General features: G+C 75.3%; 15 protein-coding genes. 11 read left to right on the top strand and 4 right to left on the bottom strand.

Translation table 11 applies throughout. The features are described from left to right. Positions 1 to 65: 65 nt before the first annotated feature. Positions 66 to 392, bottom strand: coding sequence for a hypothetical protein (locus tag HNP84_RS51070; protein WP_221336210.1), 327 nt, complete (start codon positions 390 to 392; stop codon positions 66 to 68). A gap of 12 nt (positions 393 to 404) precedes the next feature. Continuing rightward, the gene (locus tag HNP84_RS13070) at positions 405 to 1,868 is read right to left on the bottom strand and encodes a sigma-70 family RNA polymerase sigma factor (protein ID WP_185049940.1); all 1,464 of its coding nucleotides are present in this window, start codon (positions 1,866 to 1,868) and stop codon (positions 405 to 407) included. A gap of 156 nt (positions 1,869 to 2,024) precedes the next feature. On the opposite strand from HNP84_RS13070, the gene HNP84_RS13065 reads away from it, so the two are divergent. The 11 genes from HNP84_RS13065 (at position 2,025) to HNP84_RS13015 (ending at position 15,956) form a co-directional block, all read left to right on the top strand. Beyond that, a complete protein-coding gene (locus HNP84_RS13065) occupies positions 2,025 to 2,819 on the top strand; it encodes a CPBP family intramembrane glutamic endopeptidase (RefSeq protein WP_185049939.1) in 795 nt (264 codons plus the stop codon). 147 nt (positions 2,820 to 2,966) lie between these two features. Beyond that, on the top strand, positions 2,967 to 6,029 hold the full coding sequence (locus tag HNP84_RS13060) for an MGH1-like glycoside hydrolase domain-containing protein (protein WP_185049938.1): 3,063 nt from the start codon (positions 2,967 to 2,969) through the stop codon (positions 6,027 to 6,029). A gap of 402 nt (positions 6,030 to 6,431) precedes the next feature. Then, positions 6,432 to 6,782: an antibiotic biosynthesis monooxygenase family protein gene (locus tag HNP84_RS13055; RefSeq protein WP_185049937.1), complete on the top strand. Its 351-nt coding sequence runs from the start codon at positions 6,432 to 6,434 to the stop codon at positions 6,780 to 6,782. Further along, the gene (locus HNP84_RS13050; RefSeq protein ID WP_221336209.1) at positions 6,782 to 7,831 is read left to right on the top strand and encodes a sugar ABC transporter substrate-binding protein; all 1,050 of its coding nucleotides are present in this window, start codon (positions 6,782 to 6,784) and stop codon (positions 7,829 to 7,831) included. The genes HNP84_RS13055 and HNP84_RS13050 overlap by 1 nt, the downstream gene beginning before the upstream one ends. A gap of 33 nt (positions 7,832 to 7,864) precedes the next feature. Further along, positions 7,865 to 9,394, top strand: a complete 1,530-nt coding sequence (locus HNP84_RS13045; RefSeq protein ID WP_185049936.1) for a sugar ABC transporter ATP-binding protein — start codon at positions 7,865 to 7,867, stop codon at positions 9,392 to 9,394. Beyond that, a complete protein-coding gene (locus tag HNP84_RS13040; protein WP_185049935.1) occupies positions 9,391 to 10,401 on the top strand; it encodes an ABC transporter permease in 1,011 nt (336 codons plus the stop codon). Before HNP84_RS13045 ends, HNP84_RS13040 begins: the two co-directional genes overlap by 4 nt. Positions 10,402 to 10,436: 35 nt before the next feature. Then, positions 10,437 to 11,795: a hypothetical protein gene (locus HNP84_RS13035; protein ID WP_185049934.1), complete on the top strand. Its 1,359-nt coding sequence runs from the start codon at positions 10,437 to 10,439 to the stop codon at positions 11,793 to 11,795. A gap of 13 nt (positions 11,796 to 11,808) precedes the next feature. After that, the gene (locus HNP84_RS13030; RefSeq protein WP_185049933.1) at positions 11,809 to 12,891 is read left to right on the top strand and encodes a DUF917 domain-containing protein; all 1,083 of its coding nucleotides are present in this window, start codon (positions 11,809 to 11,811) and stop codon (positions 12,889 to 12,891) included. After that, positions 12,888 to 14,396 (top strand): PucR family transcriptional regulator, encoded by a 1,509-nt coding sequence (locus HNP84_RS56005; RefSeq protein ID WP_221336208.1) that lies wholly within the window; start codon positions 12,888 to 12,890, stop codon positions 14,394 to 14,396. The genes HNP84_RS13030 and HNP84_RS56005 overlap by 4 nt, the downstream gene beginning before the upstream one ends. Positions 14,397 to 14,494: 98 nt before the next feature. After that, positions 14,495 to 15,268: an SDR family oxidoreductase gene (locus HNP84_RS13020; protein WP_185049932.1), complete on the top strand. Its 774-nt coding sequence runs from the start codon at positions 14,495 to 14,497 to the stop codon at positions 15,266 to 15,268. Between the two features lie 52 nt (positions 15,269 to 15,320). Next, positions 15,321 to 15,956 (top strand): dihydrofolate reductase family protein, encoded by a 636-nt coding sequence (locus HNP84_RS13015; RefSeq protein ID WP_185049931.1) that lies wholly within the window; start codon positions 15,321 to 15,323, stop codon positions 15,954 to 15,956. 7 nt (positions 15,957 to 15,963) lie between these two features. Here the strand turns inward: HNP84_RS13015 and HNP84_RS13010 are convergent, their stop codons facing one another. Together HNP84_RS13010 and HNP84_RS13005 are read right to left on the bottom strand one after the other, a co-directional pair. After that, positions 15,964 to 17,289 carry a trypsin-like peptidase domain-containing protein gene (locus HNP84_RS13010; RefSeq protein WP_185049930.1) on the bottom strand — a complete coding sequence of 442 codons (1,326 nt, stop codon included), beginning with the start codon at positions 17,287 to 17,289 and terminating at the stop codon, positions 15,964 to 15,966. Positions 17,290 to 17,360: 71 nt separating this feature from the next. Further along, entirely contained in the window at positions 17,361 to 18,251 is an 891-nt protein-coding gene (locus HNP84_RS13005) for an NmrA family NAD(P)-binding protein (RefSeq protein WP_185049929.1), read from the bottom strand. Positions 18,252 to 18,281: the final 30 nt, after the last annotated feature.

Raw genomic sequence — 18,281 nt, 5'->3', positions numbered from 1 at the left:
GGCGTCAGGGGGCCGGGAGCCGCCGGGCTCCGGTCCTGGGGGCAGGGGGAGGGGATGAGACGCGATCAAGCGGGGTCTGTGACGACCGGCTCGGCGGCCTGCGATCCCGGTGGGCGCCGGCGGAACCCGCCAGGCCGGGTGACCGGCCGCACCTTCATGTGCAGGCGGGCGAGCGGGATGCCGTCCCCGCCGGGCGATCCCCGCGGCATGCCGGTCGCGGACGCCCGGCACGGGTCCGCGTCCGCGCGGCGCGCCTTGAGTGCGGCGGTGACGGCGACGACGCGGCGGGCCTGGTGGCGGGCCGCCTCCAAGGTCGTCTCGCTGGGTGCTCCGCTGACCGGGTTCTGGCCGCAGGTGGCGAACTCGCCTTCCGGGGTGGCCGGGCCGGTCATGGCCGCGTGCGCTCACCCGCTCCCCGGCCTGTTGCCCTTGCCGTTCCCGTGCTCGTTCCCATGCCCGTTACCGTTTCCGTTACCGTTTTCATTCGCGTTTTCGTTTCCGTTGCCGAGGCCGTTGGCGTTGCCGTTCGGCTCGGGGACGGGGGCGGGGTCGTGCTTCGGGCCGGGGGCGGGTTTCGGGGGCGGGTCGGTCTTGGGGCCCTGGCCGAGATTCTTGCCCTGTTTCGGGTCCTTCGCCTTGTCATTCCCATTCCCATTCCCGTTGCCCTTGCCATTTCCGTTGCCGGTTTCGGGGGACTTGTCCTTGTTCTTGGCCTGGCCCGGGGGTTCCAGGGGTTTGCCGCGGTCGGGGTTCGCCGCATTGTCGTTGGTCTGGTGTTTCCTGGGCTCCTTCGGGCCTTTGGGTCCTTTCCGGGAGACCGGGTCGGATGGGCGTTCGGATTTGTGTTCCTGGTCGCCGGCGTCGCGGACGGGCGGACGGTCGCCGCGGATCGGGTCGTACGTGCCGCGCGTCGCCGAGTCGTCGCGGGGGAGGGTGCCCTGCTCGACGCCCCGGTCGGGGAGGAGGGGCGGGGCCGGGACGGTGGGGCGGTCGCCGGCCAGGCCGCCGGCGAGGCCGAGGATCGCGACGCCGGCGGCGAGGCCGCTGAGCCAGCCGCCGGGGGCGGCGCCGAACAGCCAGGCCGTGAGGCCGGCCGCGCCGCCGGCGCCGCCCGCGCCCACGGTGAGGGGGGCCAGGAGTTCGCCGAGCCTGCTGTTGACCTCGCGCAGGTCGGCCTCGAGGCGGCGGCAGGAGGCGCAGGCGAGCAGGTGGGCCTCCAGGGTGCGGCGCTGCTTGGGGCCCAGGGGGCGGCGGACGTGGGCGGCGAGCTGCAGGGCGTGGTCGCGGCACTCGGGGCGGTGGCCGGCGTTGATGTGGGCCCGCAGGTACGCCAGGCGCAGCCCTTCGCGGGCCCGCACCGCCAGGGCGGCGACCGCGTTGGCCTTGAGGCCCAGGGTCTCGGCCAGCGCCGACGGCGTCTCGCCCTCGACTGCGGTGCGCCACAGCACCAGGCGCCAGCGGGCCGGCAGGCTCTGGAACGCCCGCCGGATGAGCTGGTTGTCGCTCCACCAGGCCCAGTCGATGTCGGTGTAGCCGAGATCCTCCTCGCCGTGCTCGCCGATCGGGACCGTGCGCCGGCTCAGGAAGGCCCATTCGTAGGCGATATTCTTTATGGTCGCCCGTAAATAGGGGAAAAGCGCCGATGAAGGCCCCTTGCCGCGCCGGAGCACGGAAAGGACGCGGGCGAAGGACTCGGCGACCAGGTCGTCCACCGTGTGCGGGTCGGCGGCGAAGGAACGCGCGCACGCCCGCGCCGCCCCGGCGTACCGCCGGTACAGCTCGGAGTAGGCGTGCTGGTCGCCCTCGCGTGTCAGGCGGATGAGCTCGGCGTCGGCCGGCACAAGGCCGTCGTCGTCGGGGCCGGTCATGACGCGGATCCAGATGAGCGTCGGCGCACCCAGCAACCTTAGGACACAACGCGGTGCGTAATCCCGGTAATTCATTGGGATTCTCCACGCGATGCGGTCAACCCGGGTGAGGGCCATTTACCGGAGGTGTATGCCGGGCCCGTTAGCCTTCTGGGCATGCGTCCCGGTGTCACCAGGCTCCCCGCCCCCTCGCTGCCGTCCGGCCTGACTCCCCGCCTCGCGGGCACGGAGATCGTGGTCGTCTTCGCCGTCTCGCTCGGCGCGTCCGCGCTGCGGGCGCTGGTGCAGTTCATCGGGGCGCTGACCGCGCCGCGCGCGCTGGGCGAGCAGCAGGCGGTGCTGGTCGGGTCGCGGGCGCCGGGCCGCCCCTGGCTGGATCTGGCGCTCCAACTGGTCGCCATCGCCATCGCGCTGGCGCCGGTGGGGCTGGTGGCGTACCTGCTCGCCCGTTCCGGGGAGTCGATGCGCACGATCGGCGCCGACCTGCGTGAGCCGGGCCGCGACCTGCTGCGCGGCACGCTGCTCGCGGCGGCGATCGGCGGGAGCGGCCTGGCGTTCTACCTGGCCGTCTACTACTCCGGGTTCAACCTGAACGTCGTGGCCGGCGACCTGCCGGACGAGTGGTGGCGCATCCCCGTGCTGATCGCCGCCGCCGCGCAGAACGGGGTGCTGGAGGAGGTGCTGGTCGCCGGCTACCTGTTGCACCGGCTGGGCCAGCTCGGCTGGTCGCCCTGGCGCGCCGTCGCGGTCTCGGCGCTGCTGCGCGGCTCGTACCACCTGTACCAGGGCTTCGGCGGGTTCGTGGGCAACGTGGTGATGGGGCTGGTGTTCGGCCGCCTCTACCAGCGCTGGGGTCGCGCGATGCCGCTGGTGGTCGCGCACACGCTGATCGACGTGGTCGCGTTCGTCGGGTACGCCGCGCTGCGCGGCCGGGTGTCCTGGCTGCCGTGACCCCGCCCCGTACAGATCTTGTCTTCCCCGCGTGAGTGGTCGATAGTTGTGCAATAACGGTCAGATTCGATCCACCGCAGCGATCGGATCTGACCGGGCCGGGCCATGCCCGGCGCCTGTCACCCCCCGAGCACGTTTGAGGTGACCATGAGACGCACGGCCGTGGCGCTCGCGACGCTGGTCGCGCTGGTCGCGCCGACCGCCGCCCTCACCCCCGCCGCCCCCGCCGGGGCCGCCGCCCGGCCGGCGGTCCCGGCCCCCGCCCCGTACCCCGAGGTGGGCCGGGGCACCGCCTTCCTGGACCACGACGCGCCATTGGCCGGCTACGCCGAGCCGGAGTGGTACAAGGCGAACATCCCCTTCCTGGAGGTGCCCGACCGGGAGATCCAGGACGTCTACTACTACCGCTGGAGCACCTACAAGCGGCACATCCGCTACACCGACGCCGCGACCGGGAACATCATCACCGAGTTCCACAACGCCCCCGGATACGCCGCGCCGCTCGGCGGCATCGTCGCCGCCGCCGGCCACCACGTGTACGAGGGCCGCTGGCTGCGCGACACCCGCCCGCTCGACGACTACCTGACGTACTGGCTGCGTGGTCCCGGCTCCGGGCCCAAGCCCAAGGAGGACTACGTCAACAAGGACACCGACGACTGGGCCCACCAGTACGCCTTCTGGGCCGCCGACGCCGCCTACCAGCGCTACCTGGTCACGGGCGACGCCGGGTTCGTCGAGGACCTGCTGCCCGACCTGGTCCGCCAGTACGACAAGTGGGGCGGTCAGTTCGACAAAGAACTCGGTCTCTACTGGTCGGTTCCGGTCTGGGACGCCATGGAGTACACCGCGTCCTCCTACGAGACCGACCCCGCCGACCCCTACCACGGCGGCGCCGGCTACCGGCCGACCCTGAACGCCTACCAGTACGGCGACGCCCGCGCCATCGCCGCCATCGCCCGGATGCGCGGGCGGCAGGGCGACAAGGCGCTGGCCGCGACGTTCGAGCGGCGGGCCGGCGCGCTGCGCACCGCGCTGCACCGCCACCTGTGGGACCCCGAGCGGGCGTTCTTCTACCACAAGGCCCGCGCCGACCTGGACCCGCAGCGGCGCCTGGCGTCCACCCGGGAGCAGATCGGGTTCGTGCCCTGGGCGTTCGGCATGGCGAACCCGGGCACCGAGAAGGCGTGGGCGCAGCTCCTCGACCCGCAGGGGTTCGCCGCGCCGTACGGCCCGACGACCGCCGAGCGGCGCAGCCCGTACTTCATGCGCGACGCGCTGAGGGGATGCTGCCGCTGGAACGGCCCGAGCTGGCCCTACTCGACCTCCACCACGCTGACCGCCATGGCCAACCTGCTCAACGGCCCCGAGCAGCCGGTGGTCACCGCCGAGGACTACTACCGGGTGCTGCGCGGCTACGCGCTCACCCAGTACAAGGACGGCCGCCCGTACGTCGCCGAGGCGCACCACCCCGACGAGCCGCGCTGGATCTACGACGGGCGCGGGCACAGCGAGCACTACAACCACTCCACCTTCGCCGACCTGGTGATCAGCGGCCTGATCGGGCTGCGCCCGCAGCCCGGCGGCACGGTCGTGGTCAACCCGCTGGTCCCCGCCTCCTGGGACCACTTCGCGCTGGAGAACGTGCCCTACCACGGGCACAACGTCACGGTGCTGTGGGACCGCGACGGCAGCCGGTACGGCCAGGGCGCCGGCCTGCGGCTGTACGTGGACGGCGAGCCCGTCGCCGCGCGTCCCGGCCTGGGCGAGCTGACCGCCCGCGTGCCCGCCGCCCCCGCCCGGCGCGCCGAGCCCCGGCCGGTCAACGACGCCGCCAACCCGCACGGCGCCGGCCACCCCCGGCCGTTCGCGTCCTACACCAACGGCATCGACGACGTCTGGGACGCCGTGGACGGGAGGATCTACTACGACGACATCCCGCACAGCCGGTGGACGAACTACCGCTCGCCGAACGCCGAGGACCACCTCGGGGTGGACTTCGGGGTGCCGACCGAGGTGAGCGACGTGCGGTTCCACGCCTACGACGACGGCGGCGGGGTGCGCGCGCCCGCGTCGTACCGGCTGGAGCACTGGGACGGCGCGGCGTGGCGGGAGGTCCCCGGCCAGGTGCGCACGCCGGAGCGGCCCGCGGGCGCGGCGCTGAACCGGATCACGTTCCCGGCGCTGACCACCACCAAGATCCGGCTGGTGTTCCGCAACCCGGCGGGCGCCTGGGTCGGCGTCACCGAGCTGCAGGCGTGGTCCCCGGCCGCGGCCGGCACCCGCCTGTCGATCGAGACGCCGATCGAGACGCCCACGCCGGCCCGCCCCGGCGAGCCCGCCACCGTGACCGCGGTCTTCCGCAACGAGGACGACCGGCCCGTCACGCGGGTGCGCACCACCCTGGCCGTGCCGCCGGGCTGGTCCGCCGAGCCGGCCGGGCGCGTGGAGGCGAGCGTGGTCCGGGCCGGGGGCGAGTTCCGCGCGCGCTGGCGGGTGACGCCGCCCGCCGGGACCCGCCCGGACGCCTACCCGCTGCGGGCCTTCGCCACGTACCGGGCGGGCGCGGCCGATGCGCGGGCGGCGAGCGCGTACGCGCGGCTCGACGTGCCGCTCGACCCTGCCGCCTTCCCCACCGTGGCCATCCAGGACGCGTTCCCGCAGGACACCTCGGCCCGCTACACCGTCCACCGGCCCTTCGGCGGGGAGGCCGAGCCGTCGGTCGCGGCCGGCGGCGGCCGGTACGCCGGCAGCGGCGACCAGCCCTTCTTCGGCCTGGTCGCCGGGCCCGCGCCCCTGCCCCCCGGCGACGCGCTCACCGTGGTGACGGTGGACTCGTTCGCCGGGACCGGCAGCCCCGAGGACAGCGTCTTCGCGGGCTGGGTCAAGGACGCGGACGACTACGTCACCGCGTGGTACAACCACACCCGAAAGGCGTCGGGCATCAACGTGCGGATCAACGGCGCGTTCCTGGACACCCCGGGCGACGCCGCCCTGACCCTCAAGCCGGGCGACCGGTTCGCCCTGATGCTGTCGGGCGACACCATCACCTCCTTCGCCCACACCGACGGCGCGTGGCGGCGGCTGCGCTCGGCGCACATCGGCGCCGCCCTCGGCTCCGCGGAGGCCCGCGCCGGCTTCCGGTACGGCTTCGGCCTGCGCGGCACGTCCGGCACGATCGCCATCGCCGCCCTGGAGGGCCGGGCCACGTGACCCGGCGGCGGGGCCGGGCCGTGTGACGCGGCGGCGGGGCGGGGCCGTGTGACGCGGCGGCGGGGCCGGGCCGCGTGATGCGGCGGCGGGGCCGGGCCGTGTGACGGCGGCGGGGCCGCCCGTGCGGCCTCGCCGCTCCGCCGCACGTCCGCGCCACAGCCGGGCGTCCGGCTTCTTCTCCTGCGCGCGCCGCCCCGGCGGCGCGCGCTTCGGCGTGCCCACGTGCGGCCCGCCACGGCCGATGCACGACTGGCCGTGTACGCCGGGAGATGTACGAACGGCACAGCGGCCGGATGCGGCGCTGTGCCGGGTGCACAGGACGGTTCGAGCCCGGTTTCTACAGTCTGTTCCACGTCGTGGGGGACGGCGGGTTAACAGACGGTTTATCGCTCGGAGGAGCACGTGATCCGCAGCGTTCTGCAACTTCGGCCGCTTCCCGGCAAGGACGGCGACGTGGAGGAGTTCTTCTCCCGCCACCGTGTCCTCGAACGGGCCACCTCGCTGCCGGGCTGCCTCGACGCCTCGCTGCACCGGCCGGTCCAGGCCGGCGCGCCGTACGTGGTGATCGCCACGTGGGAGGGCGAGGCGGACTACCAGCAGTGGCTGGACGATCCATGGCGGCGGTCCGTCACGGCCGAGCTGGGCGCGCTGCTGGACGGCGGGCCGGGCGAGGGCGAGGGCGGCGGGGTCTACCGCATCGTGCAGGAGGCCGGGCGCCGTCGCGGCGACAACGGAGAAGGCGGGACAGGCTGATGAGCATTCGGGACAGGTACGGGCGCGGACTCGCGGCCGGGATCATGGCGGCCGGGCTGCTGGCCCTGAGCGCGGCCTGCGTCGCGCCCGGGTCGGAGACCGGCGGCACCACGGGCGCGACGGCCGAGGGCGCGCCCTCGGCGAGCGCCGGCGGCCACAAGCGCATCGCGTTCTTCGGCTTCGCCCGCGCGAACTCCTTCGCCGCGGCCACCTGGGCCGGCATCGAGGAGTACGCCAAGGCCAACGACGCCGAGGCCGAGTTCTTCGACCCCAACTTCGACGCCCAGACCCAGGTGCAGCAGATCCAGGACGCGGTCACCTCCAAGCGCTTCGACGTGTTCATCGTCCAGGCCAACGACGGCGCCGCCGTGGTGCCCGCGGTCCGGCAGGCCGTCGCCGCCGGGATCACCGTGGTCGCCGAGTTCACCCCGGTCGGCACCCGCTACGACACCACCGAGTCCCAGGTGCCCGGCATGCTGACGCTGCTCGACGTGCCCACCGACAACGGGCGCAAGCTCGGCGAGCTGGGCGTCGCCGCCTGCCAGAGCAAGAAGCTGAACCCGTGCAAGGTGGCGTACCTGGAGGGCTTCAAGTCCCTGCCGCTGGACAACGCCCGTACCGACGCCGCGGTCAAGGCCCTGGAGGCGGCCCCCGGCGTGGAACTGGTGGCCCGGGTCGAGGGCGGCTACACCAAGGAGAGCGGCCGCAAGGCGATGCAGGACGTGCTGCAGTCGCAGCCCGACGTCAACGTCGTCATCGGCTCCTCCCAGGCCATCGCGGGCGCCGAGGGCGTGGCCGGGGGCAAGGACGTGCTGTTCGTCGGCAACGGCGGCTCCCGCCAGGCCGTGCGGGCGGTCCAGGAGGGCCGCTGGTTCGCCACGTACTACCTGCCGGAGAAGACCGCGGGCGCCAAGGCGGCCGAGCTGGGCCTGGCCAAGGCGCGCGGCCAGGACGTCACGGCGGCCAACAGCTCGACCGACCTCGCCCCCAACGGCGGCCTCGGCACCAAGGACGCCCTCAAGGACGTCCAGGGCGAGTACGACGAGTAGGCGCCGCGTGAGCGTACCCGGGAGGGCCGGCTGGTGAGGATCGACCTGGAGGGGTTCGGCAAGGCGTACGGCGGCGTGCCCGTGCTGCGCGACGTGTCGTTCTCCCTGCGTGGCGGGCGGGTGCACGGGCTGCTCGGCGAGAACGGCGCGGGCAAGTCCACCCTGCTCAAGGCGGTGTGCGGGGCGGTCGCCCCGGACACCGGGCGCGTCCTGCTCGACGGGAGGCCGATCTCGATCGGCTCGCCCCGCGACGCGCTGCGGCACGGCTTCGCGCTGATCTCCCAGGAGCTGGCGCTGGTGCCCGCGCTGACCGTGCTGGACAACGTCTATCTCGGCCGCTGGCGCAACCGGCTCGGCTGGCGCACCCGCGCCGCCGACGCCCGCGCCTTCGCCGAGCTGGCCGAGCGCACCGGGTTCGACCTCGACCCCGGCGCCCTGGTACGCGACCTGCCGCTGGCCGCGCAGCAGCAGGTCGAGATCCTGCGCGCGCTCGCCTCGGGGGCGAAGGTCATCGGCATGGACGAGCCCACCGCGCTGCTCACCAAGACCGAGACCGACCGTCTCCTCGCGGTGATCCGGCAGCTCGCCGCCGAGGGCGCCGCGGTGGTGCTGATCTCGCACTTCCTGGAGGAGGTGCTGTCGGTGTGCGACGACGTGACCGTGCTGCGCGACGGCCGCCACGTCATCACCGGCCCGGCCGCCGATCAGACCCCCGACAGCCTGGTGCGGCACATGGTCGGCCGTCCCCTCGACGTGTTCTTCCCCGACCCCGCCCCGGTGGCCGAGGCCGCGCCGGTGGTGCTGCGCGCCCGCGACGTGCGCCGCGGCGCCGCCGTACGCGGCGTGTCCCTGGACATCCGCGCCGGCGAGATCGTCGGCGTGGCCGGGCTCGTCGGCAGCGGCCGGTCGGAGACGCTGCGCGCGATCTTCGGCGCCGACCACCGCGACGGCGGCGAGGTGGAGCTGGAGGGCCGCCCGCTACCGCCCGGCTCGCCGCCCGCCTCGATGCGGGCCGGGCTGGCGATGGTGCCCGAGTCGCGCAAGGAGCAGGGCCTGGTGCTGGGCCGCTCGGTGCGCGAGAACATCGCCCTGGCCAGCCTGGGCTCGCGGCAGCTCGCCGGCTTCGTGCGCGGCGGCGCCGAGGGCCGCGCGGCCGGCGCCATGCTCGGCGACCTCGACGTACGCGGCTCGGACCTGGCCGGCCCGGTGTGGACGCTGTCCGGCGGCAACCAGCAGAAGGTGCTGTTCGGCAAGTGGCTGCTGGACCGGCCGAAGGTCCTGCTGGTGGACGAGCCCACCCGCGGCGTGGACGTCGCCGCCAAGAGCCAGATCCACCGCCTGCTGGTGGACCTGGCCGCCGACGGCATGGGCGTGCTCATGGTCTCCTCCGAGGTCGAGGAGGTCCTCGGCCTCGCGCACCGCGTACTCGTGATGCGGCACGGCCGCGTCGTCGGCGAGTTCGCCCGCGGCGAGGTCACCCGCGAACAGGTGCTCGCCCTCGCCTTCGCCGACACCCCCTCTCCAACCGCTGCACCCGCCACCCCACCGGAGGGACGCCCATGACGACGACCGCCGAGAACGAGGCCGCGCTCGAAGCGGCGGAGAAAGCAGGCGGCGGGGCCGCCGCGGGCCGCTTCACCCGCCTGCGCGACTTCGGCGTGGTGCTGGGCGTGGTCGCGATCGTGGTCGCGCTGTCGCTCACCACCGAGACCTTCCTGACCACCGGCAACCTGGTCAACCTGCTCGACCAGGCCGCCGTGGTCGGCCTGCTCGCGTGCGCGGCCACGCTGGTCATCATCTCCGGCGCGTTCGACCTGTCCATCACGGCGGTGCTCGCCGTGTCGGCGATCACGGCCGTGGTGGTCACCGGCGGCGCCGGAGTGGCCGCGGGCATGGCCGCCGCGGTGCTCGTCGGCGGCGTGCTCGGCGCGATCAACGGCCTGGTCGTGGTCACGGTCAAGGTGCACTCGTTCATCGCGACCCTCGCGCTGAGCATCATGTACCGCGGCCTGGCCGTGATCCTCACCGCGGGCGCGATCGTCTACCCGCCCGAGGACGTCGCCACCGCCTTCCAGGCGCTGAGCTGGCCCACCGTACTCGGCGGGATCACCGCGGCCTCGCTGCTGTTCCTGCTGGTGGCGGCCGTGTGCTGGATCGTGCTCGCGCGCACCACGTTCGGCCGCAGGGTGTACGCCATCGGCGGCAACGAGGAGGCCGCCCGGCTGTCCGGCATCCGGGTCGGCTCGATCCGGGTCGCGGTCTTCGCGATCAGCGGCGTGTGCGCCGCGCTGGCCGGGCTGATCCTGGCCGCGCGCGGCGGCTCGGCGCAGGCGAGCATGGCCACCGGCATGGAGCTGACCGCCATCGCGGCGGCCGTCGTCGGAGGCACCAGCGTGCTCGGCGGCGAGGGCGCGATCTGGCGCGGCCTGATCGGCGTGCTGCTGATCACCCTGATCGGCAACGGGTTCAACCTGCTGGGCTGGGATACGATTTACCAGCAGGTCGTCCAGGGTGCGCTGATCCTCGGCGCGGTGAGCTTCGACCGCCTGCTCCGCCGCAGCAGAGCCTAGATCTCCCTCCCCCCGGAAAGGAACGACCGCCCCACGTGGTACGCATCGGCGTCCGCCTGGCCGGCGGCACGGCACGCGCCGCGGCGCTCGTGCGCACGGGGGCCGCGGGCGGGGTGCCGCTGGTCCGCCACGCGACCTGCCGGGCGGGCGATGACCGGGCCCTGGTGCGCACGCTGCGCGGCCTGGCCGGCGGCGCTCCGGTCGGCTCGGTGACCTGGGACGTCTCCGCCGAGCTTGACCCGGCGGGCGCGGGCGAGCCGGTCGCCGCCGTACGCGTGCTGCCCCGCCTGTCCCCGCGCGGCCTCGGCTCCGGCCACCCCTCCCCGCTGCTGCGCGCCCTCGTCGGCCGGCAGACCGCGGTGCTCGGCGGGCACGACCTGTTCGGCGTGGAGCTGGCCGCCCTGGACATCTACGGCCTGCTCGGCCACGCCGCCGCCGCGCACGCCGACGGGCTCGCCGCGCTCGCGGTCACCGCCACCGGCGCCCCGGGCCGCGCCGATCACGAGCTGGCCGCCGCCGAGCTGATCCGCGACGCCTTCCCCGCGCTGCGCGTCTCGCTGTCGCACCAGGTCGGCGGGCTCGGGCTGCTCGACCGCGAGGCCGCGACCGTGATCAACGCGGCGCTGCTCGGCCGGGTGGAGCAGGTGGTGGAGCGCTGCGGCCGGATCGCCGCGCAGCTCGGCCCCGGCACCTCGGCCTGGTTCGTCGCCGGCGACGGGGGCCGCATCTCCGCCGAGCGGCTGCGGCTGCTGCCCGTGCTCGCCCTGTCGGCCACCGGCGCCGCCGCCCTGACCGGCGCCGTGCGCCTGGCCGGGGTGAGCGACGCCGTCGTCGGGCTCGCGTACGCCGACGCGCTCGCGGTCGGCCAGGTACGCGACGGCCTGCCGCACGTCGCCACCGAGCTGCCCGGCCCCGGCGGCGTCCGCATGGCCGTGCCCCGGGCATCGCTGACCCGCATCCCCGGCTCCCACGCCTCGGCCGCCGCCGCGTTCGCGCTGCTGGCCGGGCACGACCCGCGTGCCGCCGTGGTGACGGCGGCCGAGGCCGGCGAGGGGCCCGACGGGGCGCAGGCGCGGGCGCGCGAGGTGGCCGGGCGGGTGGCGCCGGCGTCCGCGCTGGTGGACGCGGGCGGCGAACCGGCCGCGGTCGGCGCGGCCTGCACCGAGCCGAGCGCCTGGGTGGACACCGTCGTGTACGCCGAGACCCCCGCCGAGCTGGAGCGCAGGCGCGCCGTCGCCGAGCAGCGCGCCCTCACCCTGGTGGCCGAGAGCGGCGCCCGCCTGGGCAGCGAGCGCGTGGTCTCCTCCCGCGCCCTGTCGCTGTCGTTCCTGCGCAGCGGCTCCTACCGGGTCATCGTCCGCGCCGGCGGCCGGGCCGAGGACGAGGTCGCGTGAGCGGGGGGAGGCCATGACGGCGGAGATCGGCGTCGCGGACGTGCCCGCGCTGCTCGCGGGCGCCGAGTTCTACTCCACCAGCGCGGCCGGCGAGGGCATCGAGTTCGCCGGGCCGTGGCTGGAGGACATCCTCGCCCACACCGGCCCGGTACGCCTGGTGCCCGCCGCCGAGCTGCCGCCCGACACGCCCTGCGCGGCGATCGGCGGGATGGGCTCCACCACGGCGATGGCCGAGCTGCCGCCGTCCGGCGACGAGCCGGTCACGCTGGCGCGGAGCCTGGCCATGGCGGGCGGGCGGCGGCTGGGGGCGGTGATGCCGCTCAACGCGGCCAGCGTCAACGCGCTGTTCCCGGTCGCGGCGGCGGCCGTGCTCGGGCTGCCGCTGATCGACTGCGACGGCATGGGCCGGGTGTTCCCGCTGATCCACCAGACCACCTACGAGCTGGCCGGGCTCTCGCTCAGCCCGCTCGCCGTGGTCAGCGCGGGGCACGACTCGCTGCTGCTCGACACCGGCTCCGCCCGCGCCGAGCAGCTCGCCCGCTCCATGGCGCAGGCCGCCGGCGGGTGGCTGATGTGCGGCATGTACCAGACGCGGGCCGGGCGGCTGCGCGACGCCGCGATCCACGGCTCGGTCAGCCGGGTGCTGGAGGTGGGCCGGGTGCTGTGCGAGGGCGGGCCGCTGGACCGGCTGCTGCGCGGCCTGGCCGGGGCGGCGGGCGCGTCGGTGCTGGGCGGCGGGCGGGTGGTCGAGATCGGCCCGAGCGTGCGCCAGGCGGGCACCGTCTACCCGGGCAACCCCGTCGGCATGGTGGTGCACGACCTCGGCACCGGGCGGCTGATCCGCCTTGAGGCGCACAACGAGCTGGTGCTCGCGCTGGCCGACGGCGCGCTCGTCGCCGCCGTCCCCGACCTGCTGTGCCTGCTGGACCGGGGCACGCTGCGGATGACCGGCACCGAGCGGCTGGCCGCCGGCGACCTGGTGGACGTGCTGCGCGTGCCCGCCGCCCCCGTCTGGCACAGCGTCCCCGGGCTCGCCCTGGGCGGGCCGGGCGCGTTCGGCTTCCCGCTACGCCACCCGGGGGAGGGGGCCCGGTGACCGGCCCCGGCGCCCGCGCGCGGCGGCCCGCCGAGCAGCTCACCGTGGACGAGCTGGTCAGGTACGGCCCGCTGGGGCGCGCCGAGATGCTGGCGGGGGAGAACCTGGCCCGCCAGGTGTCGCAGGTCGCGCTGGTGTCGGAGCTGGACGCGATCCGCCGCTGCGGCCCCGGCACCGCCGTCGTGCTCGCGAGCGGCCTGGCCCTGGGCGCCTGGGCGGTGGAGTCGGCGCTGCGGCTGGCCTGGGAGCGCGGCGCGGCCTGCCTGGTCACCCCGGCCGTGACCGGCCCGACCCAGGCCACCGCCCAGCTCGCCCGGCGCATGCGGCTGCCGCTGTTCGCGGTCGAGGGCGACAGCGCCCCGGTCGCGCTCGACCTGGCCGCCGCCGTGGCCAGCCCCGAGGCCGCCCGCGCCCGGCTCGCGGCCCGCTGCGCCGAGCTGTTCGCCGAGCGCAGCAGCGTGCGCGGCATCGTCGGCGTGATCAACACCGAGGTGCCCGGGGTCACGGCGGCGCTGGTCGCCCCCGACGGCCACGTGCTGGCCGGGCAGTCGGCCGCGGTCAGGGCCGAGCACCAGGTCAGGGTGGGCGTGCCCGGCCCCGACGGCCGGGGCTGGGCCGAACTGGTCGCCGCGATGTCCGGCGCGCAGTCGCAGACCTGGGCCGCCACCGTACGCCTGATCCTCCGCCTGGCCCGCGCGCCCCTGGCCACCTCCGTGGCCAGGGAGCGGGTCGAGGCGGTGCACCACGCCGAGCGGGGCCGCGCCGCCCTGGCCGCCATCTTCGCCGGCGCCGCCGAGGCCGCCGCCCGCGCGCTGCCCGAGGAGGCGCCGGAGATCCCGGAACCGGTGCTCGGCTGGCGCGTGGACGGCCGGCACGTCGCGGTGTTCCTGCGCACCGGCGCCGCGCTCGACGTGGCCGCCGCCACGCCCGGCGTGGTGTCGGCCTGGCAGGAGGCGCTGCCCGACCTGCCGCTCGTCCCCTGGGAGTCGGGCTGGGCGAGCTGGTGGTCCGGCGGGGAGATCGAGGTGGACCAGGTCGCCGCCGCGCTGGGCCGGGCCCTGGCCCGCATGCGCCCCCCGGTCCCGCTGAGCGGCGGCGTGGGCCGCGCGGCGTACGGGGCGGGCGGACTGCGCGAGTCGCTGTCGCAGGCGGTGCTCGCCGCCGGGGTGACCGTCCGCGAGGCCCCCGGAACCGTGCGCTCCTTCGACGAGCTGGGCTACCGGGTGATGCTGGCCGCCCTCTCCGGCCCCGACCTGGTGGCCTCGGCCCGCGTCGTCCTGGCCGACCTGCTGTCGGCCCCCGACGGCCCGGTGCTGGTCGCCACCCTCGCCGCGGTGCTGGACTGCGGCGGCTCCACCAGCCAGGCGGCCTCCCGCCTGGGGGTGCACCGCAACACCGTGCTCGGCCGCGTCGAGCGCATCCGCGCCCGCGGCGTCGATCCCGACCGCCCCGACCAGCGCCTGGCGCTGCACCTGGCCTGCTACGCCCTCCTCCCGGAGCTGTGATGTTGGATGGTGCCCATGAGGAAGGCGAGGAATGCCCGGCCGGCGGGAGGCGTGCCGGCCGGACCCGAGGATCGGCGTGAGCCGGAGGGAGGCGCCTGATGGATCTCGGCATTCAGGGCAGGGTCGCGCTGGTGTGCGCGGCCACCAGCGGGCTGGGCGAGGCCAGTGCGCGGGCGCTGGGCGCCGAGCGGGCGCGGGTGGTCATCGGCGGGCGCCGCGCCGAGCTGGCCGCGGGCATCGCGGCCGAGCTGCCCGAGGCCGCCGCCGCGCCGGGCGACCTGCTCGACCCGGCCGTGCCGCGGCGGCTGGTGGCCACCGCCGAGGAGATGTTCGGGCCGATCGACATCCTGGTGCTGAACGGGCCGGGGCCCGCGCCCGGGACCGCCGCCGCCATGGACGGCGCGGCGATCACGGCGGCGGTGGACTCGTTGCTGCGCCCCCAGCAGGAGCTGGTCTCGCTGGTGCTGCCCGGCATGCGCGAGCGCGGCTGGGGGCGGATCGTGGCGATCGGCTCCAGCGGCGTCGCCGCGCCGCTGCCCAACCTGGCCTCCTCCAACGTCGGCCGGTGGGCGCTGGCCGCCTACCTGAAGACCCTGGCCACCGAGGTGGCCGCCGACGGCGTGACGGTCAACATGGTGCTGCCCGGCCGCATCGCCACCGACCGCATGGCCCGGCTGGACGCGGCGCGGGCCGAGCGCGAGGGACGCACCGTGGCGGAGGTCTCGGCAGAGTCCGCGGCGGCGATCCCGGCCCGCCGCCACGGACACCCCTCCGAGTTCGGCGCCGCGGTCGCGTTCCTGTGCTCGGCCCAGGCGTCGTACATCACCGGCGTGGCCCTGCGCGTGGACGGCGGGCTCGTGAACACCCTGTGAGGCGCCACCGGCGCCGGGTAGAGTCCGCGTACATTCCGCGTAGAGTCGGCGCATGGACGGCGGTGCGCGGCCCTATGTCGTGGCGCACGTCGCGGTGTCGCTGGAGGGCGCGACCACCGGGTTCGCGCCCGACGCCGGGCGGTTCTACGAGCCGGCGGCCACCTGGAACGAGGATGCGACCCTGGCCGGCGCCGACACCATCTTGGCGCAGGAGCCCACGCCGGCCGGGGCGTCCGGGCCGGGGCCGGCCTCCGGCGGGCCGCTGCTCGCGGTCGTGGACGGGCGGGCGCGGGTCAGCGCGTGGGCGGCGCTGCGCGACGCCGGGCACTGGTCCCGGGTCCTCGCGCTGCGGGCCGGGTCCATCCCGCCGCGGCCCGCGAGCCTGGCGTGGGTGCCGGAGCTGGTCGCGGGCGGCGAACGGGTCGACCTGGAGGCCGCGCTGCGCGCCCTCGCCGAGCGGGAGGGCGCGCGGGTCGTGCGCGTCGACAGCGGCGGCGGGCTCGTCGGCGCCCTGCTCGCCCGGGGGCTGGTGGACGAGGTGAGCCTGCTCGTGCACCCGGTGCTCGCCGGGCCAGGCGGCGACCGCCGCTGGCCCGGGGCCGCGCCGCCGGCGGCCGGGCTGGAGCTCCTCGCGTCCCGGACCTTCGACGGCGGCCTCGCCTGGCTGCGCTACCGGATGGCCCGCTAGCAGCCCGCTACTTGTCCTTGCCGGCGGCGATGGCCTTCTTGGTGTCGGCGATGTACGTGCCCACGTACGGGTGCGCCGGGTAGAGCTCGCGCACCTGGCGGAACTTGGGCAGGGCCGCGCGGTAGCGGCCGGCGAAGTAGTCGTTCAGGGCCGCGTTGTACAGCCGCGAGGTCTCCGACAGCGCCGGCTTCACCTCGGCCGCGGCGAGCCGCTTCCTGATGACGTCCACCGGCAGGATGAAGCTGTGGTTCTCGGCGGTCTCGCCGGTGGCCTGGTCCACGCTGCCGGCGATGAGGATGCCGATGACCTTGCCGTCCTTGCTGAACACCGGGCCGCCGGAGTTGCCGCCGTACGACGGGGCCTGCGACTGGATGTAGGGCACGTTCCGCACCGTGGTGCGCTTGGCGTTGACCGCGCCCTCGGTCAGGGTCGGGTACAGCCGCGACTTGGGGTCGAAGACGGCCACGTTCTGGGTGATCAGGCCGGGGAAGCCGTTGATGTAGATCTGGTCGCCCACCCGCACGTCGCCGTCGCGGCCGAGCGGCACGGTCGGCAGGTTGCGCGCGCCCTTGAGCTTGAGCAGCGCGTAGTCCAGGCCGGGCCAGGGCTCGCCCTCGTCGAGCAGGGTCAGCGGGGAGAACTTCGAGGTGCGGTCCATGCCGCCCCCGGGCAGCGCCCGGACCAGGTTGATCTCCTTCTTCAGGCCGGTGACCCGCATCTTGGCGGTGCCGAACCGGGTGAACATGGTGTTGGCCAGCGTGACCAGGTCGTCGTCGGGCTGGGCGACGTCCATGTAGGCGTTCAGGAAGGTCTTGACGTCCCGCTCGGCGATGTCGGGGATCGCCTGGGTGGTGAACGTCTCGCGCAGCGTGGCCGCGTCGGCGGAGGTGCAGTGGGCGCCGGTCACCATGTGCCCCTGCGGCGTGACCCACCAGCCGGTGCACAGGCCCCCGAGCACCACCGGCGTCGTCCGGTACGGCTTGGCCGGCGCGAGGTAGCGATCCACGTCGGCCGCCGCCTGCCGCAGCACCCACTTGAGCTGGCTCTGCCGGTCGGCCGGGATGCGCTTGGCCTTGGCGTGCTTGCGCGCCTTGGCCTGCAGCGCGCCGAACGCCTTGGTCGGGCGTACGGAGGGCACCCGCGCGGTCGCGGTGTACTGCAGGTAGATGAGCTGCACCGCCGGATCGGTCATCGCGGCGATCCGAGTGCCTACCGCCACGTCGCGCGGCGGCTTTGCCTCCTGCGGCGCGGCCACGGCCGTTCCCTGTGCGGCGGTCACGCCGGCCAGGGCCACCCCCGCGGCCGCCAGCGTCGTGCGTAAGGTCTTTCGCATCGGTCTCCACATCCCCCAGTTAGGTACGCAGGAGTGTCCGGCGAACCACTGGAAAGCGGCTTGAAAGCGGCTTAATCGCCCGATGGGTGAGGGGGCAGGAGCGGGCGCAGGTGCGCGTAGGCCCAGCCGGCGAGGGTGGTCGGGGTGGTGGTGATCAGATCGCGCGGCTGCTCGGGCACCAGGTCGCGGGTGCCGGCGGTCATGCCGACGATGCCCTCGACGGCCGAGGGCGGCAGGCCGGCCCCGCTCAGGGCGGCGCGGACGTCGTCGTCGGTGACGACCTGGAGGCGGACCGGCCGGCCCAGCGCGCCGGTCAGGATCTCGGCGACCTGGCGGAAGGAGAGGTCCTGCGGGCCGTGCACGGCCTGCACCACGCGGCCCCGCCAGGCGTCGTTCAGCAGCCGGGCCGCCACGATGTCGCCGATGTCGCGCGGATCGACCCACGGCACGGGCCGGTCGGGGTCGGCCGCCGTGGTGAGCACCCCGCCGGCCAGCGACTCCAGGTCCATGAGCAGGTTGGTGAAGAAGTAGCCGCAGCGCAGGTGGAGCACGTCGGCCCCGGAGGCGTCGAACAGCTCCTCGATCGCGGCCAGCCCGTCGATGTGGCCCACGCCGTGCCGCCGCTCGGCGCCGATGCTGCTCAGCAGCACGAGCCTGGCGACGTCTCCGGCCTTGGCCGCCTCGGCGACGGCCACGGCGGTGCGCCGCGAGGTCTCCACCGGCTCCTCCGCGACGTGCGGGGTCGGATCGACCCAGAACACCGTGCGCGCCCCGGCCGTCGCCTCGCGGACGAACGCGGCGTCGGTGAGATCGCCTTGCCGCACCTCCACACGCTCACGGGTCTCGGGGTCCAGCCGCGCCGGGTCGCGCACCAGCACCCTCGGCCGTACGCCCGCCTGGAGCAGCAGCCGTACCACGCGCGATCCCACATGCCCGGTCGGGGTGGTGACGGCGATGGTCATCTCGTCTCCCTTCGCTTGTGCCGGTCGGTC

It is taken from the genome of Thermocatellispora tengchongensis, from assembly GCF_014202315.1.
Lineage (GTDB): Bacteria > Actinomycetota > Actinomycetes > Streptosporangiales > Streptosporangiaceae > Thermocatellispora > Thermocatellispora tengchongensis.
This window is presented reverse-complemented; position numbering and strand designations above follow the sequence as displayed.